Source organism: Pyrinomonadaceae bacterium, from assembly GCA_036277115.1.
Lineage (GTDB): Bacteria > Acidobacteriota > Blastocatellia > Pyrinomonadales > Pyrinomonadaceae > UBA11740.
Window position 1 is genome coordinate 696,861 of the sequence record DASUNM010000023.1, and the last position, 24,300, is coordinate 721,160.

General features: G+C 57.1%; 14 protein-coding genes. 3 read left to right on the forward strand and 11 right to left on the reverse strand.

Annotated features, from left to right (window positions below; translation table 11 throughout):
- Nucleotides 1-289 precede the first annotated feature (289 nt).
- From VFX97_09940 to VFX97_09955, 4 genes are all read right to left on the reverse strand, one after another.
- A complete protein-coding gene (locus VFX97_09940; GenBank protein ID HEX5703506.1) occupies nt 290-559 on the reverse strand; it encodes a hypothetical protein in 270 nt (89 codons plus the stop codon).
- A gap of 23 nt (nt 560-582) precedes the next feature.
- Nucleotides 583-1,155 carry a methyltransferase domain-containing protein gene (locus VFX97_09945; protein ID HEX5703507.1) on the reverse strand — a complete coding sequence of 191 codons (573 nt, stop codon included), beginning with the start codon at nt 1,153-1,155 and terminating at the stop codon, nt 583-585.
- Nucleotides 1,148-2,167, reverse strand: coding sequence for a DUF6687 family protein (locus tag VFX97_09950; GenBank protein ID HEX5703508.1), 1,020 nt, complete (start codon nt 2,165-2,167; stop codon nt 1,148-1,150). Before VFX97_09950 ends, VFX97_09945 begins: the two co-directional genes overlap by 8 nt.
- Before the next feature lie 83 nt (nt 2,168-2,250).
- Nucleotides 2,251-2,652, reverse strand: a complete 402-nt coding sequence (locus VFX97_09955) for a response regulator (protein ID HEX5703509.1) — start codon at nt 2,650-2,652, stop codon at nt 2,251-2,253.
- A gap of 219 nt (nt 2,653-2,871) precedes the next feature.
- Here VFX97_09955 and VFX97_09960 point away from each other — a divergent pair, with 219 nt between their 5' ends.
- Complete coding sequence (locus VFX97_09960; protein HEX5703510.1) at nt 2,872-3,924, forward strand: redoxin domain-containing protein; 1,053 nt, start codon at nt 2,872-2,874, stop codon at nt 3,922-3,924.
- Between the two features lie 126 nt (nt 3,925-4,050).
- On the opposite strand, the gene VFX97_09965 is transcribed toward VFX97_09960, so the two are convergent.
- The gene (locus tag VFX97_09965; GenBank protein HEX5703511.1) at nt 4,051-7,101 is read right to left on the reverse strand and encodes a M14 family zinc carboxypeptidase; all 3,051 of its coding nucleotides are present in this window, start codon (nt 7,099-7,101) and stop codon (nt 4,051-4,053) included.
- A gap of 281 nt (nt 7,102-7,382) precedes the next feature.
- Here VFX97_09965 and VFX97_09970 point away from each other — a divergent pair, with 281 nt between their 5' ends.
- On the forward strand, nt 7,383-10,430 hold the full coding sequence (locus tag VFX97_09970; GenBank protein ID HEX5703512.1) for a hypothetical protein: 3,048 nt from the start codon (nt 7,383-7,385) through the stop codon (nt 10,428-10,430).
- Nucleotides 10,431-10,751: 321 nt separating this feature from the next.
- Here the strand turns inward: VFX97_09970 and VFX97_09975 are convergent, their stop codons facing one another.
- On the reverse strand, nt 10,752-12,980 hold the full coding sequence (locus tag VFX97_09975) for a S9 family peptidase (protein HEX5703513.1): 2,229 nt from the start codon (nt 12,978-12,980) through the stop codon (nt 10,752-10,754).
- A gap of 264 nt (nt 12,981-13,244) precedes the next feature.
- Between VFX97_09975 and VFX97_09980 the strand changes: the two genes are divergently transcribed.
- Nucleotides 13,245-13,853, forward strand: coding sequence for a DUF4126 domain-containing protein (locus VFX97_09980; protein HEX5703514.1), 609 nt, complete (start codon nt 13,245-13,247; stop codon nt 13,851-13,853).
- 30 nt (nt 13,854-13,883) lie between these two features.
- On the opposite strand, the gene VFX97_09985 is transcribed toward VFX97_09980, so the two are convergent.
- From VFX97_09985 to VFX97_10005, 5 genes are all read right to left on the reverse strand, one after another.
- Complete coding sequence (locus tag VFX97_09985; GenBank protein ID HEX5703515.1) at nt 13,884-16,697, reverse strand: protein kinase; 2,814 nt, start codon at nt 16,695-16,697, stop codon at nt 13,884-13,886.
- Nucleotides 16,698-16,838: 141 nt separating this feature from the next.
- Nucleotides 16,839-18,278, reverse strand: coding sequence for a PQQ-binding-like beta-propeller repeat protein (locus VFX97_09990; protein HEX5703516.1), 1,440 nt, complete (start codon nt 18,276-18,278; stop codon nt 16,839-16,841).
- A gap of 240 nt (nt 18,279-18,518) precedes the next feature.
- The gene (locus tag VFX97_09995; GenBank protein HEX5703517.1) at nt 18,519-19,031 is read right to left on the reverse strand and encodes a hypothetical protein; all 513 of its coding nucleotides are present in this window, start codon (nt 19,029-19,031) and stop codon (nt 18,519-18,521) included.
- A 14-nt stretch (nt 19,032-19,045) separates the two neighbouring features.
- Nucleotides 19,046-20,401, reverse strand: coding sequence for a PQQ-binding-like beta-propeller repeat protein (locus VFX97_10000; protein ID HEX5703518.1), 1,356 nt, complete (start codon nt 20,399-20,401; stop codon nt 19,046-19,048).
- Nucleotides 20,402-20,781: 380 nt separating this feature from the next.
- Complete coding sequence (locus tag VFX97_10005) at nt 20,782-24,180, reverse strand: hypothetical protein (GenBank protein HEX5703519.1); 3,399 nt, start codon at nt 24,178-24,180, stop codon at nt 20,782-20,784.
- Nucleotides 24,181-24,300 lie beyond the last annotated feature (120 nt).

A 24,300-nucleotide genomic window follows, 5' to 3' on the forward strand; every position in this document is an offset into this window, starting at 1 on the left:
ATTAAAGCTGAAGCCTTACAGATCGAAACTGGAAGGGTTTTAAAGAAGGGAGAGGTTAGCACAGGCCTACAATGTTCACAAAACGCCGGAAAACGGGCAAATCCGAGCGGGCTGTCGTGCCGAGCAAAGGAAGCGCCGTAGGCGCTTAATGTCTATAGAAACCACGCTGACCCAAGATGACTGAGCCCGCGAGAACGACAATGTCGTTCTCGCGGGCAACTGTTTCTGGGTACTCGAATTCTATAAACATCTCGCGCCTACGGAGCGAAGAACCAAATCCAACGGAGAATCATTCCTCCGGATCAATCTTGATCTTCATCGAGCGCAGAATCCGCACGTCTTCCTCCGTCAACTCCAGAGATCCGTCACCCTGCGGTTCGCGTTCGTCATCCGTCTGTGGGCGCAAGCCGATTTCAAGCTTCAACGTCAGCTCCATGTCGAACCCGGCTTCGCGTAAACGCTCGATGGCGGCGGCCACGGTGGCCGAGTCCTGAACGGATTCGTTGATGGCCGTGCCAACCTGCTCAGCCAATTCCTTTACATAATCGTCGAGTTCCAAAGTTATTACCTCCTGCTGTTGTACTAACTCAATTCCGGAGGCTTGCGCGCAATCAGATACGCCGTATCGTGATGATGACCGCCTTCGTCTGATTCGCCTTCGCGATAGTACGTGATTTCCCAATCTGCAAACAATCGTTTTAGTTCGCCCGGTTCAAGCAGGAACGCGGGATTCGCAGGCTTCGCGTCCTCTTTCCCATCATTGAGATGAATTGCGCCGACGACCGTGCCGCCCGGCTTCACCCCAGCGCGCATCGGGGAAAACAGATTCCGCTGAAGATAATAGAAGACGCAAATCAGATCGTAGGTACCGGGTTCGATGTGGCACTCGCCTGCTTCGAGATCCCCGACGCGCGCTTCGACAGCCACGCCCGCTTCGCGCGCACGTTGTTGCAGAATCTCGATGCCGACGCGCGAAGAATCGACCGCCGTCACCTGCCAGCCGCGCTCGGCGAGAAAGATCGCGTGACGGCCAACGCCGCATGCAATGTCCAGGGCGCGGCCAGGCTTCAGACTTTTAACAGCTGTGCGGATAAGCGGCGAAGGTTCTTTGGTAGCGTGCTCGCCATTGCGATAACGCTGATCCCAATCAGGCATGTTGGGCTTCAGCGGCAGGATGTTCAGCGATGGCGCCACGGAGATGGCCGGCCACGGTGTCAGGAGCTAACTTCGACGCGGCAAGCTTTCCACTGTCGTCGCGAAACTTGATAGCCGATGCGAGTTCGGTGTCGTCGATTTGCCAGCGACCGGCGGTGCTCTGGTCAAGCTCATTGAACTGGCGAACGAGCGCACTGAAATCTCGACGCGCGATCCGGGGACGCACGACGGTTTCGGCCCAGGAGTAGTACGGATAGTCGATGCGGTAAGCCCAGCCTTCACCTAGCGGCGTCGCGATCAGGAAGAGATCGCCACGCGCCTCGTGCGAAATCGCTGTGAACGGGGCCGCATGGTGATACGGGTCAAAGCCGATAGCCCCAAAAACCTCAGGCGCGAGCGTCACCACGGACAACCGTGTATTCGGGTCTTCTTCAACGCGTGATTCGCCTTTCGCAAAACTGTCGAGCGCGGCTTCGATTCGCGTCCACGATTCGCGCCACAATTCTTCGAAGGCATTCGTGTGGGTAATCACACGCTCCACGTGTGGCAGAACCAGTTCATAAGCGCGCGCCTCGTCAGTGATCTCTTCGCCCGCCAGCTGCCGCGCCAATGGCGACCCCGACTTATCGGTCGGCGAATCCGATCCCTGAATGACGATGCTGGCGCGCACGCCGTCCGTCGTGCTCAATTCGCAAAAATCGCCGGCCTCCGCCGCGGCAATTAATTTCTCGCGCAACTCGGGCGCGCGTTCGCCATTCAGCATCGACCAGACGGACAACACGCCGTCCGTATCAAAGTGATTGTTCGTGACGAGGTCGATCCCCTGCGTCAGTTGATCGCGGTTCGCCGCGCCGACGACGTTCAGGACGATCTCAGTGGAAGTATCGGCCTTCACTGAGGCCGGTGTTTCGTTCCCTTTCCAGTGTGAAAAGTGAATCGCGTTATCGACGGTACCGTCAACCGAGAGCTTCGGCTCGGCGGCGATCGCATCGCTGTAGAACTCAAATCTCATTTTCTTCATCTGGGCCGTAGCAGCCGATCTTTGATCTCAAAATCTGGGGTCTCAGATCTCAATCTGAAATCTCACGTCCCCGGTCACGCGGCCGTGGCCGTGGCCGTGGCGCACTCACGCTGGGAAAGGAAATCGTGCACAGTTTTGATTAGCGTTTCGATGTCGGGTTTACACACGAAGGCGTGCGCCCCGGCGGCCATGGCCTGTTCCCGATGCACTTCGTAAACATCACCCGTGTAAACGATGCTGGGGATACCGGGCGTTAGTGTTTCCAGCTGCTTGATCAATTCCAAGCCCGAGCCGTCCGGCAGACGCTTGTCCACCACGTACAGGTCGAACTCAATCTGCGAAGCCAGTTCCAGCGCCTGCTTGAGGGTGCGCGCGGATTCAACTTCATAGTCCACGTCCGCCAGCACAAGCTTCAGCATCTCAGCACTATCATCATGATCGTCAACGTAAAGGATGCGGCATTTGAAGTCAGACATACCTACCTCCTGTCGGGTCCTAATCCTCTCGGTTTCAGAATGAAAGTAGTAGGGTTAGCGCGCCAATTATAATCGAAGGATGTCATCCGCTGCCAAGGCTTTTTTGACGCGGCCCGGCCCGGCTCGTTAGCCCTGAGCCGATAATGCTATTATGCGCCGCAAAAGGAGTATCCCATGCTTTTGCACCGAACGAATCTTCACCCTGCCACTCACGCTGGAATGCCCAGAATCGGCTTTTTGCTCGCGCTTTTAGTGCTCGCCGTTGTGACCCTCGCGCCAGCTCTTTTGAAGGGCCGGACCGCCCGCGCTCAACAACCCAACGGCGCAACTTACGAAGAAGAGATACAAGCCGGCAACCTGTTCATGCGGCAGCGGAAGTATGAAGACGCGCTCAAGGCTTTCAAACGGGCCAACGATCTAAAGGGTAAGGCCTCAGCCGAAGCTTACTGGATGATGGCGAATGCCTTCATGGGTCTCGAGGCCTATAAGAATGTTGCGCAAAGTGCCGACAAGGTGGTGGAGTTCGGCGCCAACGACGTGGCGTTGCAGGCGCAGGCCCACAACCTGAAAGCCATTGCGATTCAGAAACAATCAGACGCCGGAAAAAATCAGAAGAAGCTGCAAGAAGCAGAAGCAGCCTTGCGCCTGGCCGTGACCGCGAAGGCGGATTACGCCGAGCCGCACTACAACCTGGGTGTCGTGCTGCTTCAGCAAAACCGCGACCCGGAGGGAATAGCCTCGTTAAAGAAGTACCTTGAACTGGCCCCCGATCAATTCTTCTCAGCTGATGCGCGGAAGATTATCGAGAACCCGCGCCGTGCGCGCGAACCGTTCGCACCGGACTTCTCAGTTACAACTTCGGCAGGCGAATTCATTTCGCTCGACGATCTTAAGGGCAAAGTTGTGCTGCTGGATTTCTGGGGGACCTGGTGCCCGCCATGTGTGGCTTCACTGCCGGCGCTACGCAATCTGAACAAGCGGTTTACGAAGACTGAAAAGTTCGTCCTGCTGGGAATCAGCTCAGATGGTGACGAAGACAAGTGGAGTAACTTTATCGTTAAGCAGGAGATGATTTGGCCGCAGTTCCTCGACCGGGAGCGTGCCGTGCAACGCGCCTTCAGGGTCAACAGCTTTCCCACCTACATCGTAATCGACCACGAAGGCGTAATTCGCTTTCGCTCAAGTGGCTTGAGTTTTGAGAAAGAAGCCGAGCTGTCCCACGCCATTGATAAACAAATAAAGATAATGCAGAAGGCGGGGTCGCCTAATTAGCTGGGGTACACCGCTCAACCAACCGCGTAGCAGTTCGTTTAGAGGCGGGCTACTGTCCGCCGGTTTGGCTTCGAACGAGGTGCGCAGTAGCCCGCCTTCTAAACTTTCGGTGCGGTTCGTGCGAAGTCACTGATCGTCCGCCTCGGCGCCACCGGGCCGCCTCGGCGCTGCCGGCGCCGGTCGCTCCGTGTTCAGCGAATCGAAGTTAAGCGCGGCATTCCAGATCAAAAAGAAGCTCCCATGATTCTGATGACGCCACATCGGATTCGTGGCGAACATGACGATGTGGCCCTTGCCGACCGGCACGTCGATCACGGCCGGCGCATTGGCCAGCTCGGATCCACCCGCGAGCATTCCGCTAATCAAAAGGTTCTTTTCGTCGGACGCAAAGCGCAGGATCACGCGCGGCCGTTCTGCCGGCGGCACGTAAAACGCGCCGAGCTGCTGACGCTGTTCCGCCGTCGGCTCGCCCGGAGGTCCGGCCGGTCTTTGCGCCGGCGAAGCCTGCGGCATGGCCTGGACTATGTCCGGATCGGTCAACGTACCGCGTCCCGTTACCCGGCTTCCGGTACCACCTTCACCGCCGCCACCGCCACCACCGCCGCCAGCTCCACCGCCACCACCGCCGCCGGCAACTTGAAACACCGGCGCCTGATTAAAATAGATGGGCAGGGTCTCGTCATAGCCGTACGCGATCGGACTCTTACGATCGGTAAAGCGCGCATTGAAGATCGATCCGCGCGCCTGCAACTGCCGGGTTTCCTGAATCGACACGCCGGTCGTCAATCCATACTCGATCGGAAGTCGGGTCGTGTTCGCGACGGTGATGAAGAGACCGCCTTCGCGCACAAACTTTTGCAGGTTCGCCACGCCGGGCAAGCCCATGCCGCCGCGAATGTCGTCCGATTGATCAGGTGACAGGCCCATGTTGGGGGTTAGCTCTGATCCTTTCCACGGAATGGCGTCGCCGCGCATGGGAATGCCGTTTACGATCGCCTGCGCTGAACCGCCCAGCGGCGGAAAAATGATCACGTCGAATTTCTCACGCAGGTTCGGTGTGTTGCGCACTACTTGATCCGAAATGTAGGAAAACGGAATTTGATAACGATCAAACTCGATCCGATACCAACCGTCGTTCTGGGTGTTCGTCCACGTGTGCAGGATTGCGATGCGGGGAACGGCCAGTTCGTGTGTCTTCACGTCCGGCAGCTTGTCGACGGCGAGCGCCGTTAGTCCCAACTCTTTCACCGCAGCATCCAGGCGTTGCCGCACGTCCGTGGGATTGCCTTCAGTCCTGATGACGAACGAGCCGGCATTGAACTGCTGGTTGCCGATTTTGAACGAGTCTTCAGCCGTGCTCATCTTCACGTCTTTCAACTTGAAGCGCAGCGTCGCCAGATTGTTCTCGGTGTTGTGATTGATTATGTAACCGGCCGTCGAAGCAGTACCCGTGATTTTCCCGACCACGCGCGCATCTGCCGTGAGCATCGTCATCGGGGATTGCAGAACTGCCTTGTCGGTAACGCGCACCGTCTTAACGTTGCGCAACGGACCCATTGTCCAGCCGGTGTCGTCATAGGGTCGCGGATCGTTCACGTTGTAGTACTGCGTGTCGAGCAGCATGTCGGCCATGCGCGAGTAAGGCTGATCCATGCGCACGACGTACGACCCGGCCGGGTACTTCTGGTCCTTGATGCTGATCTCTTTGTCGGCTTTGTGAACTTCGACACCCATTAGCCGAAGCAGATTAACCATGTCCGCGGCTTCTCCCAACCGAGATTGGTCGGAAGGAACCACGTAAGCAGCCGGGCCTTCATTCGTCGCTTTTGCGACCGAACGCTTGCTCTTCAAATAGAAGTTCTGAAGAAATCTCTCCTTGTTATTCGCGACGAAATTCATCGCCAGCAGAATCGCCGACTGCTGCATGTTGACGTTGTTCCGCAGCGACCACTTCACGCGCGGCTGCGGCGGATTCGGCCGAAACCAATCGCGCTGTGACTGTGCGCCGACCGTGCGATCCATCGTGTCCGCGCCGCCGTTGCCAAATGTCTCGTAGAACCGGCCGATCGCGTTGTGACCATTCGCGACATAGAACATGTAATTCGGCGCCCAACCATCATAGAAGCCGTGCGTCCACACACCGGGAACACCCCGCTTCGTCATCTCTTCGATCTCGTGATACGCGAGCAATTGCCACTCATTCACCGTGATCGGATCAAGCCAGGCGTTGTAAGGTCCGGTGCCCGTCGACGTGTAAAGAAACGGCACAGACTCATGCAAGTCGTGCAGAATCGCCGGATGGTATTCGAGGAAAGTCTTCATCTGATTGCGCGAGAGCGCCAGCGCCATTCCCAATCCATCGCGGTTGTTATCGTGCGCGACATACTTGCCCCAAAAGATCAGTCCCGGGGAATTTTTGCCGGGGTTCGCTTTGCGATAGTTGTACAGATCGACCATGCGATCGCGGCCATCAACCTCCAGCGCCGGCGTGATCAGCACAATTACATTTTTCCGGATCGCCTGGATGAAAGGGCTCTCTTCCACCGCCAGCCGATAAGCGAGTTCCATAAGCATCTCTGGCGAGCCGGTTTCGGGAGAGTGGATTGAACCGGAAGCCCAGTAGAAAACTTTTCCTTCGCCGATCAGCCGCTGCGCTTCCGCATCGTTAATTCTGCGCGGGTCGGCGAGCTTGGCAGTGATCTCTTTATAACGATCAAGTTTCGCGATCGATGCTTCGTCGCCGACGGCGATCAGAAGCTGCTCTTTGCCTTCTTCCGATTTTTCCGCCGCGGTGAACGTGCGCACGCGGGGACTCGCGCTGTCCAGTTCGCGATAGTAGCGATGGAGGTCCTTTGTGTAAGTCAGTTTGTTTGGCGTCCCCACGACGTAACCCAGCACTTTCTGCGGCGACGGAACGGTGTCTGACAGCGGCAGGTGATCGACTAACTCAGTCGAGAAGTACGGCTCGGTCGTGTACTCCTTAACTTTCTCGGCGAACACCGGATCGGGATTCGGCGCGTTGGCGCTGGAGAAGAGAGCGTCACTGTTACCATTCTTTTCGACAGACTTTGTTTTCGCGTTCGGCTTTTTCTGGGCCCAGGCGGGCGGCAGAGTGAACGAGAGGAAAAGGGCCGCGGCGCAGAACACGACGAGCGCGACATTTCTGGTTCGATGCATGGCAACCTCCATCGGAAGACTGGTTTGAAGTTGGACTAAACCCTGGCGTGCGGCGGCATATTACGAGCCTCGCCAGCAAGAGTAAAGTTCGACGCTAGTCGGTTGTCCGTGGTCAGTGGTCCGTGGTCAGTTGTCCGTGGTCAGGGTCAGTAGATTAGTTAGTGCCAAAACACGAATCGCCAATTGAGTCGTACAACTGACCACTGACCACTGACCAGTAACTACTGACTACTGACCGACGCGGTGATATTCTCTTGCCGCCTTTCGCGGAGACTCCAATCATGTTTCAAAAGCCCCTTCTGACATTCGTCACTCTTCTGCTCGTTTCAACGATCCAGGCACAGACCGGCGCCAGCCGGCAGCCGTTGATGGCATCCGTCGATCCGTCGTTCTTTCAGGGATTGCGTTATCGGCTGGTCGGTCCTGCGCGTGGCGGCCGCGTCACGACAGTGACGGGGGTACCTTCGCAGCCGAAGACCTTTTACATGGGCGTGGCGAGCGGCGGAGTGTTTCGCACCATTGACGGCGGCGCGAGCTGGGTCCCGATCACGGACGGCAAGGTCCCGTTGGGCTCAACCGGATCGATCGCAGTGGCGGACTCAGATCCGAATGTCATTTACCTGGGCACTGGTTCTGATGGAGTGCGCAGCAATGTCTCAACCGGCCGCGGTGTTTACAAAACGATAGACGGCGGGCAAACGTGGAGTTTTGCCGGGCTCTACGATGCCGGACAGATTGGGGCCGTGCGCATTCATCCGACGAATCCAAACATCGTTTGGGTATCGGCCGGAGGCGACATCTTCAAACCGAACTCGGAACGCGGCGTGTTCAAGACAACTGACGGGGGCAAGACCTGGCGCAAAGTTTTGTTCGTTTCCGATCAGCTCGGCGCGATGGATGTTGAGCTGCAACCGGGCAATCCGAACGTCGTCTACGCGTGGATGTCGCGGCTCGAGCGGAAGCCCTGGACGATCATCAGCGGCGCGCGTGAAGGCGGCTTCTACAAGTCGACTGACGGTGGCGAACACTTCACCAAGATCATGACGGGATTGCCGAGCGAGTTAATCGGCAAGGGCAATCTCGCCGTCACTGCGGCAAAACCGAATCGAATTTACCTGCTGGTTGAAGCGAAACCCGGTGGTGGTTTGTATCGATCGGATGATGCAGGCCAAACGTGGGCGGCGATGAATCCGCAACCTCGAAACGTCGGCGCGCAGATGATTCAGCGGCCGTTTTACTACGTAACGCTGGGCGCTGATCCGACGAACGCTGACGTGGTTTATGCCGGCGCGGAAAGCTTCTTTAAATCGACTGACGGCGGCAAAACATTTTCGGTGATGCGCCCGCCGCATGGCGACCATCACGACATCTGGATCAGTCCCAAAGACGGCAACACGATGATTCAGGCGAACGACGGCGGCGCCAACGTTTCGTACGATGGCGGCCGTACCTGGTCGAGCCAGATGAATCAACCGAGCGCAGAGATCTACGGCGTCTGGGTGGACAGCCAGTTTCCCTACAAGCTCTACGGCGCGCAGCAGGACAACACGACCCTGATCATTTCCAGCCAGGCGAATCCTTACGCGACGGACGATTGGCGCTCCGGCCCCGGCTGTGAAACTGGGCCGATCATGCCGCATCCACGCGACCCGAACATCGTGTACGGCTCCTGCAAAGGGCAGTACGGCGTGATGAACCTGAGAGTGGGACAGGAGAAGAGTTACTGGGTCGGCGCGCAGTCACTCTACGGAAATCCCGCGAGCGATCTGATCCTCCGCTTTCAACGCGTTTCGCCCATGGCGACGTCGCCGCACGATCCGGATGTGCTTTACTACGGCTCGCAACACGTTCATCGCACGCGCGACAAAGGCGTCACGTGGGAGAAGATCTCACCGGACTTAACTGCGAAGCCTGAGTGTTGTCAGGGAATCAGCGGCGAACCGATTACACGCGACATCACCGGTGAAGAGTTTTACAGCACGCTGTACGCGATTACTGAGTCGCCGCTCGAGAAGGGCGTGATTTGGACCGGCGCCAACGATGGCCCTTTTCACGTCACGCGTAACAACGGCAAGACCTGGACGAACATCACGCCGCCTGATCTACCTACGGGCGGTCGCGTGCAGTTCATCGAAGCGTCGCCGCATCGCAAAGGCTCTGCCTACTTCGCCGTCTTTCGCTATCTGCTTGGGGACTATGCGCCTTACATCTATCGCACCGACGATTACGGAAAAAGCTGGACGCGTTTGACGGATGGGAAGAACGGCATCCCAGCGGACTGGCCGACACGTGTCGTGCGCGAGGATCCTGATCGCGAAGGCTTGCTGTACGCCGGAACTGAATTCGGTATGTTCATTTCGTTCGACAACGGCGCGCACTGGCAACCGTTTCAGCTGAACCTGCCGAATGTTCCCATCACGGACATCAAAGTGCACAACCAGGATTTGATTGTCTCGACGCAAGGCCGTGCGTTCTGGATTCTCGACAACATCAGCTCGCTGCATCAGCTGGCACCGCAGATTGCGAGTAGTGACGTTCATCTGTTCGAGCCGCGCGACGGCTATCGTACTCGCGTCGCGCCGGCGAACCTCGGACCGGCCATTGAATACTACTTGCCGGCAAACATTCCGGGCACAGTCACAATCGATTTTGCGGATGCGAAGGGTGCGGTCGTGAACTCATACGCCATTGAACCGGCGACAAGCACGGGCCGGGAAGGTCGCCCGGGCCCCGGCATGCCGGGCTCAGGCGGCGTGACCGCCGACCCGGACGATGCTGACGCGCCTTCATCGCGCCGGGGCGGAGCGCCGCCACCGCGGGTCACCAAACTACCGGGAATGAATCGCGTCGTTTGGGATCTGCGAAACAAAGACGGTGTGGTCGTTCCGCCTGGTCAGTATCAAGTACGGCTGAAGGTCGGCGACAAAACCTTCACTAAAAATATTAACGTGCTGATCGATCCGCGTGTGGCCGCCGATGGCGTCACGGTGGCTGATTTGCAGGAGCAGTACGAACACAACATGCGCATGCGAGCGATGGTGAACGACATGAACCGGCTGGTCGCCCGAGTGCGTGAAGCGCAGCGAAACTCAAACGCGAGTGCCGGGAATGGCGAATCAACCGCGCGGCTGAATGCCCTCGCGGCGAAGCTCATGAATGAGCCGGTGCGTTACGGCAAGCCGGGTCTTCAGGCGCACATCACGTATCTTGCAGGGATGACGGCGAACGTCGATCAAAAGATCGGCCGTGATGCGATTGAAAGATACGCGGTGCTGAAAAAAGAATTCGATGCGGTGAAGGCGGAAGCTGATCAGTTGCTGGGGCGTTAACGCAAGTCACATCCGCGAAAGCGGATGAATTTAATAGCCGGTGGCATGCCTCTCGAACTCGCCTCTTGTGCGTCGGATTCGCGGGCGCGACTGTTTGTACCATTTGCAACTGAGAAAACTTCTCATTCACGCCGCCGCTTTAGCGCGGCGTCGTGGCGTGGACGTCGAACGGGGAAACCGTTTAAACGGTTTCGGTGTGCTTGCTTCGCGTGACACCGGGCTAAAGCCGCGGTGTGAACATTCGAAATCAAACTGAACCACTACCTGCTAGAGGATGCGGTGAGTCTTATCGCGACCCGCTTATTGTTGTCGTGGTCAGAGTCACAAATTGGCTTTCCAGAAGTCGAGCATCAGCCGGTACAAATGACGTGTGGCCGCTGGATCCTCGATCCCATGTTTACGCATCGGGTAGGTCATCATTTCAAACTTTTTGCCCGATGCGACGAGGGCGTCTATAAACGCCAACTGATTCACCGGGTGGACATTATCGTCGTAGCTTCCGAAGACGATGAGAAGATTTCCGTGCAAGTCTTTCGCGCGCGGCAGTAGTGAAGTACTTGCGTAGCCCTCCGGGTTTTCCTGCGGCGTTCGCATGGGTGCCTCAGTCCACTTGGTGTCGTAATAACGCCAGTCGGTACCAGGCGCAACGGCGATACCCGCTTTAAACTCCTGTGAACGCGTCAGCAGATTCAAAGTCATGTAGCCGCCATAGCTCCAACCCCACACTCCGACGCGTTTGTCATCTACCCATCTCTGCTTTTTTAGCCAACGGGCGGCGGCGACCAGGTCGGGCGTCTCCGCTTCGCCCATCCGCTTAAGGACTGTGTTCTCCAACTGTTTGTTTATTGCGGTGGCCGATCGATTGTCGACTTTGACGACGACATAGCCGGCCTCGAGGAGCAGTTGGTTCCACAAGGTGTCGCCTTGCCATGCGTTTGCCACCTGCGGCGCAGCCGGTCCGCCATAGACAAACATGATTACCGGATACTTGCGATCCGTCCGGAAACTCTTTGGTCTCATGATCTGCGCCGGCATCGGAAAGCCATCATCCGCGGGAATTGTGGTCGTGTCGGGAAACTGAACATCGTACGGCGCGATTAACTGCGGACGTGGTTCGGCAATGGTGCTCAACTTCGTCCCGTCGCTGCTATGCACGCGCAATGCGGGAAGCGTGCGCACGTCTGAATAGCGATCCAGAAAATAACGCGCGTCAGGCGACATGGAAATGCGGTGAGTACCAGATTCGTCGGAGAGGCGTTTGAATTCCGAGCCGTCGACGCGCACGCGATATAGTTGTCTTTCGATAGACGATCTCTCGAGCGCAGTGAAGTAAACCCAACCGTTCTTTTCATCGACACCGACAAGTGCCTGCCGCACCCAGAACGCTATTCCACCCGCGCTCGCCAAAGCCCAGGGACCTTTTGTCACCTGGTTGGCAAGCGTGCCGTCCATTCGATAGCGGTACAGATGCATGTAGCCATCACGCTCAGATGGCCAAAGGAAATGCTGTCCGTCATTAAAGAAATAGAGATCGTCTGCCAGATTGACCCAACCGGGATCGGTCTCGGTAAGAATGTGCCTGGCCGCTCCCGTTCGCCGATCGGCAAAATAAAGGGACAGCTCAGTCTGCAGACGCGGCATCGTTTGCACGCTTAAGCGACGGCCATCCGGTAACCACTTTGCCCGGACGATGTACTCAAACGGTTTATCGGTTACGCGAATCCACTGCGTGCGCAGGTTGTTGAGTTCAGCTATTCCCAGACGCACGCGGGGATTGGCGCGGCCCGCTACGGCGTAACGCTGCCGAATCACGCGCGGGGGAAAGGGCGCAATATCGGTGAAATACGCGAGGTCAACTTTCGACTCGTCCGATTGAAGATAGGCGATCGCTTTCGAGTCGGGCGCCCACCAATATCCGATGTCGCGACGGCCGAAAACTTCTTCCCAATACACCCAGGAAAGCGTGCCGTTCAGAATCGTCTCAGAACCGTCCCGGGTAACTCGCGTCTCGCGATTCGTATTCAGATCGAAGTAATAGAGATCGTGATCGCGGACGTATGCGACGCGGTTACCATTCGGAGAAAAACTGGCTGAGGTCTCTTCAGTTACAGTCCTCGTGAGGCGTTGGAACCGCGCACTGGCAAGTTCGAGAACAAGAACATCTCCTTTGAGAACGTACAATGCGCGCCGGCCCAAACCATCGAATGCGATCGGCCAGGGCAACGTATTGACGTCAGCGCCCGCGCCTGACGACTTGAGACTCGCCAACGCCTTGCCTGCATCGACGACTTTCTGTCGGCGCCCGGTAGCCGGATCTAATTTCTCAAATGTTCGCTCAGCCGGCGTCTGGCGATTGTCGAGCATCATCAGCGTGCTGTCTTCGAGCCATGTCGTCGCAGGCACGCCGGCCACTGCGCGACCTTCGGGGCCGAAAATCCATTCGATCGTTAGTTGGCGCTTATCAGTCTGTGCGCTGGCGATGCCGGCACAGCACAAGAGCAAAGCGAGCAGGTTGAGAATTCGACAGCGATATGAAAACCGGTCAGTCATGGCGCGCCTCCTGGCTGGCAATTTAAGAAGTGGCGACGATTCTAGCCGAGCCGGTAAGCGACGGGAAGCTTCTTGAAAGGTGAACACCCGATTGCGACCCGGGTCGTACCTTGTCTTCTTCTCTGACTCTCTTTAGACAGGATTTACATGATTCACACGATTTGCGAGAACAATAAACAAGACCATCCCAGGCCCATCTTGTAAATCGTGTTAACCCTGTCCACTAAACGCTCGAACCTGGCTTAACCAACGGGCGTATAATCCATGGCGATGGACTTCATTTCCACACTGGCAGTCAGCCTGGGCGCCTCATGGGTGTCGGGCATCAACCTCTACGCCACGGTGGCCACACTCGGGTTGTTGAGTCGCTTTGCGAATCTGAAGCTGCCGGGCGAGCTTGATGTGGTGACGAACTGGTGGGTGATTGGCGTCGCGCTGTTTATGTTCGTCGTTGAGTTCGTGGCCGACAAGGTGCCGGTCGTCGACAGCATCTGGGATGTAATTCACACCTTTATCCGCATTCCCGCGGGCGCGGTGATCGCCGCAACCGCGTTCGGCGAATTTGATCGCAGTGTGCAGGTGATTGCTTTACTAGTCGGCGGCGGACTGGCGCTCAGTTCGCACGGAACAAAAGCCGCGACCCGCGCGCTTATCAACACCAGTCCTGAACCCGTCTCGAATGTGGTCGTCAGCCTCGCGGAAGACGCGCTGGTGATCGTCGCGGTGGTGCTCGCGCTGTTTCTTCCCATAGTGGTGTTCTTTGTGATTGGGGCGGGGTTGGCGGTCTCGATTTGGATCCTACCGCGCGTGATTCGCTTCTTCCGAAGTGTCTTCCGGAGGGTGCGCGGGTGGTTCAAGCCGGCGACGGCTTGAAGGCATTTGCTAAAGCAAGCTGGGTCCCCACTAGAAATCTTTGATCAGAATAATGTCCGAAGAGGATGTCCCGCGCGTGATTGCGAACTTCCTGAAGTCACGTGAAGGCGCGAAGTTGTAAGAGTTTTCGGACGTGAATTTGGTCAATTGCTTCGGTTCTCCGCCGTCGATTGGTTTGCTCCAAAGGTTATCAACGTCTGCCTTCTTCATGTTAAAGATGGCGGTCTGCTCATCGGTTAATACCGCTCGATTCACGCCGTCAGGCAAATCAAAAACCTTCACCAGTTGGCCCGTATCGAACGTCACAATTGCGCCCCGCCACCGCGGCGGACTGATTTGGTCGTCGAAATATTCTCCATAGATTTTTGTTCCGTCAGGCAAAAATCCCGCCGCTTGGAAGGCCAGGTCAGTGACCTTTGTCGGCTCGCCACCGTCAATCGAAACTTTCCACTGCCGCGGAGTCCCTGTTTTGAACGAGCCGAAAGCCACCCATTTCCCATCCGGAGAGACCCTCGGCCGGAAATGAAAGTAGTCACCGCGCGCGAGCGGAATGGCATTGGTGCCGTCGATGTTCATCCGCCAGACTTCATCGTTGCCGCCAGCCTGGGCGGAGGTGTACACGATGTAACGGCCGTCTGGTGAGACATCGATATTCGCTTCAGAAGCTGCGTTACTGGTCAGCTGCCGTTTGCCTGATCCATCTTCGTTCATGATCCAGATGTCCAGGTTGTCACCCGTCTTCGCGACGTAAACAATGTGGCCGTCAGGAGTCCAGGCGATGCCGCTCTCACCGTCGGCCTTACCATCCGTCAGTTGCGTGGCTCCGGTTTCGCCCAGCGCTGCCAACCAAATCCGCGAGGATCGTTCCGTAACCAGAGTCATGATGGTGGAAGAATCAGCGGTCAGCCCAAAACTTGACGAGCCATACTCTGCCAGGTCATTAGTGACTCGGCTGACTTCGCCGCCGGGGTAAGACACGCGCCATATTTGAGGTGTACTGACAGTGCGCTCCCGGGCATTCACCACCAGCCCGCTGCCGTCTTTTAACCACATCGGCCGGGCAATATCACCATACCAATTGAATGACGTGAGCGGTTTTTCGCTGCCGCCACCGGCCGGGATTTCGACCAAACTGAATTTTGTCCCGCCGGTATCGGTGCCAACCGGACATGCTATTCGGCTCCCGTCCGGGGACCAGGCCGGAATACCGAGGTAATAATCATTGCCGCTTCGTTTCGCGATCCTTTGTGGCTCGCCACCGTCCAGGTTTCCAATGAGAACTTCAGATTCCCCGGTCTTTGCGTAATCACGGAAAAGCGCGAACCGCTTACCATCAGGCGCAAAGCCGATGATCGAACTAATATGTTCGAGAATCTTGCGTGGGTCTCTTCCGCCTATTACTGGAACCTGATACAGAGTACCAAGCGGACTATCCTCGCGATGGTAGAAGTTGTAGTAGACAAGTTCGCTATCGGGCGAGAAGACCGTGCCGCTGATGTTGGCATTGGCAACCGGCGCGACGATTTCACGATCGCTGCCGGTCGAAACCTGGCGCAGATGCAGGCTGACGGTCTCTTTCTGATAAACCGCATAGGCCACGTACTTTCCATCGGGCGAAATTGATGCGTTACCGACGCCCTTAATTCCGGTCACGAGCCGCGAGATCTTCATCTGGCCGGACGAGGTCGATTTTTCGCGGCCGCCAAACTTTGAGAACAGATAAATGCCGGCTATCAATGCGACTGCGACAACTCCGACCCCAATCAAGATCCCTTTCTTGTGACGGCCGATTTGCGTCGCGAGGTATTCCGCGCTCGATGGGTGCGCGGAAGTGGCCGCCGGTGACAGACTAGTCACCGCCGCCTGGCTCTCAAGTGACGAAGGACTAGCGACGGAATGAGCTATCGATGAACTCGAGGGCGGCGGCACAGTGGTATTGATGCCGACGGCATTCTGTAATTCACGCCGCACGTCTTTAATTTCAAGCGCGACATCCTTGATCGTTTGGTACCGCTCGTCAGGATCCTTGGCGAGACATCGCCGCACGATTCGCTGTAAATCGGCCGGAGCGTTCGGCGCGAGCGTGGCGATCGCCTCAGGCGGCTCACGAATGATCTTGTTCAGCGCGTCGATCGTGTCTTTGCCTTCGAAAGCCTTCCGGCCGGTAATCGCTTCATAAAGAATGCAGCCGAGTGAAAAGACGTCCGAGCGATGGTCGATCTCGTTCACCTCTCCCCGCGCCTGTTCCGGCGACATGTATCCGACGGTCCCCAGCACCGCGCCCGGGGTCGAGTAATGCTGCATCAGCGCCGTGGCGACTTCGCTTCGTCCGTCACTCGCGCGCTGGCCTGAGAGGCTTTGCGGCTCAATCAATTTCGCGAGGCCAAAGTCCAGGGTCTTCGCGTGACCTTCGCGCGTGACCATGATGTTGTCCGGCTTCAGATCGCGATGCACGATACCGGCCGCGTGTGCTTTGGCCAGACCTTCAGCCACGTGTTGCAGCCAGCGCAGAAGTTTCGCCAGGTCCGTGTGCCGATCGTGAATCAGTTGACGCAGCGTGTAGCCGTCAACGTATTCCATCGCGATAAAGCTGATGCCGTCGTGCTCGCCGATTTCGTAAATGTGCGCAATGTTCGGATGGTTCAGCGCCGCCGCGGCCTTTGCTTCCTGCGTAAAGCGGCGCATGCGGTCCTGATTCGCGGCCAGTTCAGCCGGCAGTACTTTCAGCGCGAGCTTGCGCCCGAGCCTCTCGTCGAGCGCCAGGTACACTTCGCCCATCCCGCCTTCGCCGAGCTTCGACTGAATTTTGTAATGACCGAGTTCTGTGCCCGATGAAAGACCCATAGTTCCGACTGTGAGCGATTTTATCGGAGTGATAACCGGGAGGCTAGTTTTAGCTGCGAGAGCTCACTGAGGCCACGACGCGGTTTGCGGGCCCCGCGCCCGGCCCCATTTGTTCAAGCAAATCAGAAGGCAGCTTCAAGCTTATCCTCTGCGACGGATCGAGTAGAGATGATGTTCCGTGCGGATCAGCAAGCGCTCTCCCACGATCGCGGGCGACGCCATGGTGAAATCGTCCAGATCATTCACATGCAATAACTTGAATTCATCGCCCGTTGACACGACGAAGGTCTGGCCTTCCTCGCTTAAACAGAAGAGCTTGCCGTTGTAAGCCCAGGGCGACGTCGTGAAAGCGGTCGCGGCCGGATCGATTCGTGTCTTGTAGATCTGCTTGCCGGTCTTGGCATCAAAGCGGGTAAGGATCCCGGTATGAGTCAAGGCGTAGATGGCGCCTTCGTAAGCCAGCGACGAAGGCAGGTACGTGCCGGCCCGCTCTTGAGCCCAAACGATGTGTTCATTTGAAACCTGATCTTTTTTGAGCGAGATGTCGCCTTTGGCACCCGGACGAATCGCGTATAGGGTTCGCCCTGCTCCGGCATTAAGATAGAGCAATCCGTCGTACGCGAAGGGCGTCGGGATGGCATTCCCTGCCATGCCGGACAATCGCCACAATTCTTTCCCTGCGAGGTCATAACTAATCGCTTCGCCAGGTCCCATCGCCACAATTTCAGTGTTTGTCCCGTGGCGCCAAATGTACGGCGTGGACCATCCCGACCGTATCGGGGATCCCTTAGCGATGTCGCGGTTCGTGCGCCAGACTTGCTTGCCTGTCCGTTTGTCGAAGGCCGCGATGTATTGCTGCTTCTCGTTGTCGCTAACGACTACCAGAAGATTTCCGGCCAGCGCCGGCGAGCCGCCGGTACCGAAATCGAGGTAAATCGGGTTCGCCTCGAGCGGTGTCGTCCACACCTGTTTGCCTTTCAAATCAAAGGCCCATAACCCGAGGTTCCCAACGAAAACGTAAATGAATTTGCCGTCGGTGACCGGCGTCTCTGAGACAAAGCTGTTCTTACGGTGACGCCCGCCCGGAGGTTGACCTTTATAGAATTCCTTCTGCCACTCAATTTTGCCGCTCTTCAGGTCAAGACTATAGACGAAGTAATGCAGCATCACTTCTTTCGGCAGCTCGATGTCGCGTTCGGTGAGGCGCTTCATGATTTCCGCCTGCGACAGTCCCTGTTTCTGCAATTCGGCGGCGTATTCGTTGCTGTAGTCGGTTCCGATTTGCGGCGGCTTGGACTTTCCCTCAGTGGTCACGCTGGTCACATAAACCTTGCCGCCGGTCACAATCGGCGACGACCACCCGCGGCCGGGAATCTCGCGCGACCACTCCACGTTTTCTGTTTTCGACCAGCGATCGGCAAGCTTCGCATGCTTGCCCACGGGATTTGATTCCGGCCCGCGGAACTGCGGCCAATCTTTGGGCTGGCCCCAGACCGTTAACGGCACGGCCAGCAGCACGGCGAACAGCAAACCAGCAAACGACAGAGGGGAGCCTGGGTTAACTTTGCGAATAATTTTCACGGTAGTCCTTTCGAATTTTTGATTTCCGCAGCAGGCGATTCGGTTACAAGTCCAGCCTCATCGACGCGACAATACTTCTTCGTCCGTAATACGGTTAGATCGGGGACAGCGTTTCATTTTGGAGTGCTGCGACCTGTCGCAGCTTTCATTTCAAGTCACGGCTGAAGTCCCATCCGCCGCACAAGGTCGGCGTAGCGCGGGTCTGTGCGGAGGTCACGGCGTAGCCATAACCCAGGCTGCTTAAGAATAGGCCTGACCTGTTCGATAATTCGACCGATTTTTGGAACTCCGCCATGGCCTCTTTATATCGCTTTTGCTTGATGTAGACATGGCCGAGATTCGCATGCGCCGGTGAAAAGTTCGGGTCCAGTCTATCGCTTTCTTGAACTCGCCAACGGCGGCTTCCTCATTATTATTCAGCAGATACGTCATCGCGACGTTGCTGCCGATATTCGCTGACAGCGGGTCAAGTTCTTGGGCCCGTTTCATTTCCCTTAGAGATCCATCGAATTGCCGTTTTGCCCTGAAAGTGATCGAGTACCAATGAGTGGGACGATTAATCTCTGGAGACGTCGACGTGTGCGGCAGAATACTTGTATGAACTTCGCTTGCGTCCGCGGACGAGCCAAGCTGCGCAGTTCCTGCTTCACCCGCGAGGCCGGACGATTCAGTGACGAGCGTCGCGCCGTCGACCCGACAGAACTTCAGCGTCCCGTCGGTCTCAACGCGATTACATTGCGGGCATTTTTTCATTTTGCTGATTCAGTCTAACCCCGACTGATGCAGTAGAGCGTGCTTTGTCCGCGCAGGAGCAACTCTCCGTTCGCAATCACGGGAGAGGCGATGAACACCTGGTCCGCGAGCGTATTGGTGGCTAACACTTCCAGCTTCTCGCCCATCCTGAGCACGACCACATCGCCATCTTCCGTCGCCAGGTACAGCTTGCCGTTCGCCCCGACCGGCGAAGCTTTGAAGTTGTAGGCTTTGGGCAGACGCGTTTGCGCAAAGAAGGCTTCGCCAGTGGTTGCGTTGTAAGCACTGAGCAACCCGTTGTCGGTCACGAAGAAGAGTTTGTTGTCATGCAACACCGGCGAGGTCGTATACGCCAGGCCGCGCGTGTGGCTCCAGAGGACTGAGTCAGTGCCCGTGAGGTCGCCTTCCTTGCCCAACTTGATGGCCATCAAGCGCGGATCGCGAAATCCACTCATCACGTAAAGAATTTCATTCTGATAGGCAGGCATCGGAACCACATTCCCGCCCAGGCCGGCGACCTCCCAAATCACTTTGCCGGTTTCAGGATCGTAACTGCGGACTTTTTTGGTCGCGGCCACGATCACCTGGCGGCGGCCCGCGTGCTCGATTGCCAACGGCGTGCTCCAGGAAGTGAGTTCGTCCCGCGTCACGCGCCAAAGTTCTTTTCCGGTTCGCTTGTCGACCGCCACCATGAACGATCCCGCTTCGTGATCGAAGACCAGGAAAAGCCGGTTACCGTCGAGCAGCGGCGCCGTGCCTTCACCAAAACCCAACTTGATTTTCATCTGCACGCCGAAGTCTTTTTGCCAAACCAGCTTTCCGCTGAAGTCGTAAGCATAGAGACCTCGCGATCCGAAAAACGCATAGACATGCTTGCCGTCCGTGACCGGCGAGTTCGAAGCGAAGCTTCCATAAACGCGGTGATAGCCCTCGTGTGGAGCGGCAACGGTGGCGGTTTTTTGCCACAGGATTTTCCCAGTTTTGCGATCCAGGCACAGCACTTCGAACCGTTGCTCCGGCTGAGGCGCAGTGTCGCCGCCGGCGCCCCGACCGCGTCGGCCTTCACCTTGAACTTCTGGAGATGGCGGGGGGACGGGTGCGGCCGGCTTGCCCGTGGGAATGGCGGTGGTGAGGAATATTAGATCGCCCCACACCACCGGCGTCGAATGGCCTTTTCCCGGAATCTCCGTCTTCCATTTGACGTTGCTGGTGTCGCTCCAGGTGGTGGGCGCATCACCGCGCGCCATGCCGTTAAAGAAAGGTCCTCGCCACTGTGGCCAATGCCCAAGCTGCGGCGCCTGCGCGGGAACCGATAGGTATGCAAGCAGCAATAGAAGTGAGGTCCGGATCGCTTTCGGAACGCTCTTCATTTTATTCTCCTTATCTGCCAAATTCAGGCGCTTCACGAATGCGCATGACGGTTGTCGCCGAAGTAAGAAAAGCTCTCATCCGAGGTAGTGCTAACCTACTCAAATCCGCTTTGCCTCAATAAGCAGAGATTTCCAAGCCTCTCATTAACACCGGGCTTCAGCCCGGTGATCTTCGGCAGGGAGAGATCCGTGTAACCGTTTTACGGTTTACCTTCTCAACGAACCGAGAGAGCTGATCATGATCCAGTTACTTCTGCACCTACAGAAACCGTTGAAACGGTTCCTTTTACTTTGCGGCGTAGGCTCACCGGGCTGAAGCCCGGTGTGAATGACAGGCAGAACCTTCAGACCATGAACTTCAGCCATCGAGCGAACCCTACTTATGGTTGATCTTTCCATTCGGGAATCCGTCCCGGCGTCCAGGGAGCGCCGGCGGCTTCCATTTGCTTTTCCAGCCTCTGAAGATCGGACTCGATCAATTGACGTAGTCTCGTCAGCGTCCCTTCAAACTCAGCAGCGGCGGCGGCGTACTGATCGAAATGAGTTTGCGTCGGCCGCTGTGTTGACAGGCGCTGGCCACCGACGATGCCGTTCACTCGCTGGCTAATCGAGGGTGGCAAGTTGATGTTGCGCGCGCGCAAGGCTTGATCCCCACGCAGCGCACGAAGAATGTCGTTCTTCCGTTTCTCCAGCTGCGCGGCTTCGTCCAACAGGGTCGCCGGAGCGTTCGGAGTTTCCAATAACGCACGTCGAATTGCAGCGAGACGTGGCGTCAGCGCATTCGCGGCATCGAGCGAGCCCTGCACGGCGCGTTGCAGTCGCGCGACTCTTGTTTGAAATTCAACCAGGGCCATGCGGTCGGCCTGCGTCATGCGCTCTTGACCCTCCACCACAACCTGGAAGGACTGCGGCTCGCCCATCGAAGTGGTGACGCTGTTCACCCGCTTCGAGACCGACACCGTGTACGCGCCGGGCATCACCAGCGGCCCGCCGGGAGGTTCGGCAAATGGATCTTCAGTTTCAGGATTTGGCGGGGGCGGAAGATTCGCTGCCGGGTAGCGCAAGTCCCACGTCACCCGTTGTACTCCGGCTGTCACCGGCCCGGTCAAACGCCGCACTACGCGACCGGATGAATCGGTAACCGTAAAAATGATTGCGGGCGGTTCTTCTTCTTCTTCCGCACTGAGTTCCGCGCGGCTCGGCAAAGTTATCGCCGCGCCACTACGGGTCGCGGCGCGCTCGGCCTCCTGGCGCTTCGCTTTTTTGGTCTTCAATTCTTCTTTTAAGTAATAGGTAAACGTGGCGCCGAACGGTGGATTGTCAGCCGTGTAGAACGACTCACCCTGAAAACTTTTGCCGCGGCCGCCCAGCGGTTGCGACTGGATATACATCAACGCGTCCTTAACTGAAAACAGCGCGTCGTTCCTTAACATCGCGGGCGTTATCGAGCGCAGCGCCGTGTAGTTATCAAGGATGTAGATGCCCCGACCGAACGTTCCCAGTACGAGATCGTTTTCGCGTCGCTGAATCACGATGTCGCGCACCTGAATCGTCGGCAGGCCGCCACGTAACTGAACCCATTTCTGACCGCCGTCCACCGTAAAGAAAAGACCAAACTCAGTTCCGGCAAAGAGCAAATTCCGGTTCACATGGTCTTCAGCGATTCCCCAAACCGGCTGATTGGCCGGGAGGTTACTCTTGATCGAGGTCCAGGTTCTGCCGGCATCCGTGCTCTTGAAGAGATAGGGTTTGAAGTCGGCGTTCTGATGATTCTCAAACGCGACGTAGACGGTGTTAGCGTCGTGAACTGAAGTGATGATGCGGCTCACGTAAGCCAGTTCCGGGACGTCGCCAATCTTTTCAACCTTGCGCCAGTTCCGACCTCCATCTTCAGTGATCTGGACCAGTCCGTCGTCAGTTCCGACATAGATCAGGCCTTCCTTTTTGGGCGATTCAGCCAGGGCCGAAGCATTCCCGAAGTGGGCCGTTGAAGCATTCTTCGCCACTGCGTCCATGCTCCACACCTTCCCCATGACCGGCAGCTTGTCGCGATCCAGATCGCGGGACAATTGGCCGCTCACTAATTTCCAGGTGTCGCCTCGATCATCGCTGCGAAACAGTTTGTCAGCGGCGAAATAGAGACGCGTGCGCGCGTGCGGACTGATGATGAAGGGCGAATCCCAATTCCAACGCAGCGCATCTTCGCCGCGGCCTTCCTGCGGTTGAATGCCGACACGCTCGCCAGTGCGTTTGTCGAAGCGCACCAGTCCACCATTTTGGCTCTCTGAATAAATCGTATTCGGATCTTCCGGATCGACCTGACTGCGAAAACCGTCGCCGCCCTGGGTCACAATCCAATCGGAATTCACAATGCCCGAAGCGCTGCGCGTGCGCGATGGCCCGCCGAAACTGTAATTGTCCTGCGTGCCCCCATAAACGTTATAAAAAGGAGTCGCATTGTCTGTGGTGATGTCGTAGAACTGGGTGATGGGCAGGTTGCTCTTGAAATGCCAGAAGGCGCCGCGGTCATAACTCTCATAAACGCCGCCGTCGCATCCCACTAAATAATGATCGGTATTGGCCGGGTCGATCCAGATAATATGATTGTCAACGTGCTTGGACCGCTCGCCGAGCCGGCGCAATGTCCGGCCGCCATCATCTGAGACCATGAGAAAAACGTTCATTACGTAGATCCGATCGACGTCCTTTGGATCGGCGAAAATCTTTCCGTAATACATCGCGGTAGTATCAAACTCGTTGCGTCTTTCCCAACTGCCGCCGCGATCGCTCGAACGAAAGATTCCACCGCGGCGATCAGTTGATTCGATCGTTGCGTAGATCACGTTTGAGTCGACCGGCGAGATCGCCAGGCCGATCCGGCCCATGTCGATGGTCGGCAAGCCGGCGCGCAGACGCGTCCAGGTCGCGCCGCCATCGGTTGATTTGTGAATGGCGCTTTCCGGCCCGCCGTTGATCAGCGTCCACATGTGACGGCGCCGCTGATACGAAGCTGCGTAAATCGTTTCGGGATTGTTCGGATCGATGACGACGTCGGTGACGCCGGTGTGCTCGCTGATTTTTAGAACCTGCTTCCAGCTCTTGCCGCCGTCGGTGGTCTTGTAGAGTCCTCGGTCGCCGCCCGGTCCCCACAGCGGTCCCTGCGCTGCGACGTAAACGATGTTGGAATCCTTCGCATCGATGGCGATCTTCCCGATGTGCTCGGAGGCCTTCAGACCAACATTTCTCCAGGATCGGCCGCCATCGTCTGAACGATACAACCCGTTTCCATAAGAGACACTGCGCTGGCTGTTGTTTTCGCCGGTGCCGACCCAGACCGTGAGCGGATTCTTCTGATCGAGAACCAACGCCCCAATCGAGTACGAACCCTCTCGGTCGAATACCGGCGTCCAGGTCGTGCCGTTGTTAACTGTCTTCCAGACGCCGCCCGAGGCGGCCGCTACGTAATATTTCGCCGAGTTATTTGGATCGACCGCAATTCCAATTACCCGCCCGGAAGTGAACGCGGGCCCAATAGACCGAAAGCGTAATCCATTAAAAGTCGCGGTGGACATCGGATCGCGCGGACGGCCTTCGTCTTCACCCTCAGGTCGCCCCTGCGATTCAGGCGAGGCAGTCGGCAACGGGCTTGGCGATGGAGTCGCGGGCGGCACCGGCGACGGTCCACGTTCTTGCGCATAGACAGTTGTCGCAGTGAGCGTGATCAAACAAAGGGCGATGCGGGCTATTAGCGTAGGGTTACGGAAAGTACAGGGGCGCATGCAAATTTATTCTCCTCAGGAACAGTGGCAAATAATGGCGCGCAGTATATGCGGCGAAGCTGGTTGAGTGAAGTAGAAACTACGGCCGGTGACTGGGTTTCAGTTAAGGGTTGTTGAAGA

What these genes read in the sequence shown, in the direction of transcription:
- VFX97_09945 (HEX5703507.1), bottom strand. Translation starts at nt 1,155, where the DNA reads ATGCCTGATTGGGATCAGCGTTATCGCAATGGCGAGCACGCTACCAAA.
- VFX97_09985 (HEX5703515.1), bottom strand. Translation starts at nt 16,697, where the DNA reads ATGGGTCTTTCATCGGGCACAGAACTCGGTCATTACAAAATTCAGTCG.
- VFX97_10000 (HEX5703518.1), bottom strand. Translation starts at nt 20,401, where the DNA reads ATGAAGAGCGTTCCGAAAGCGATCCGGACCTCACTTCTATTGCTGCTT.
- VFX97_09955 (HEX5703509.1), bottom strand. Translation starts at nt 2,652, where the DNA reads ATGTCTGACTTCAAATGCCGCATCCTTTACGTTGACGATCATGATGAT.
- VFX97_09950 (HEX5703508.1), bottom strand. Translation starts at nt 2,167, where the DNA reads ATGAGATTTGAGTTCTACAGCGATGCGATCGCCGCCGAGCCGAAGCTC.
- VFX97_09980 (HEX5703514.1), top strand. Translation starts at nt 13,245, where the DNA reads ATGGCGATGGACTTCATTTCCACACTGGCAGTCAGCCTGGGCGCCTCA.
- VFX97_09960 (HEX5703510.1), top strand. Translation starts at nt 2,872, where the DNA reads ATGCCCAGAATCGGCTTTTTGCTCGCGCTTTTAGTGCTCGCCGTTGTG.
- VFX97_09995 (HEX5703517.1), bottom strand. Translation starts at nt 19,031, where the DNA reads ATGAAAAAATGCCCGCAATGTAATCGCGTTGAGACCGACGGGACGCTG.
- VFX97_09970 (HEX5703512.1), top strand. Translation starts at nt 7,383, where the DNA reads ATGTTTCAAAAGCCCCTTCTGACATTCGTCACTCTTCTGCTCGTTTCA.
- VFX97_09965 (HEX5703511.1), bottom strand. Translation starts at nt 7,101, where the DNA reads ATGCATCGAACCAGAAATGTCGCGCTCGTCGTGTTCTGCGCCGCGGCC.
- VFX97_10005 (HEX5703519.1), bottom strand. Translation starts at nt 24,180, where the DNA reads ATGCGCCCCTGTACTTTCCGTAACCCTACGCTAATAGCCCGCATCGCC.
- VFX97_09975 (HEX5703513.1), bottom strand. Translation starts at nt 12,980, where the DNA reads ATGACTGACCGGTTTTCATATCGCTGTCGAATTCTCAACCTGCTCGCT.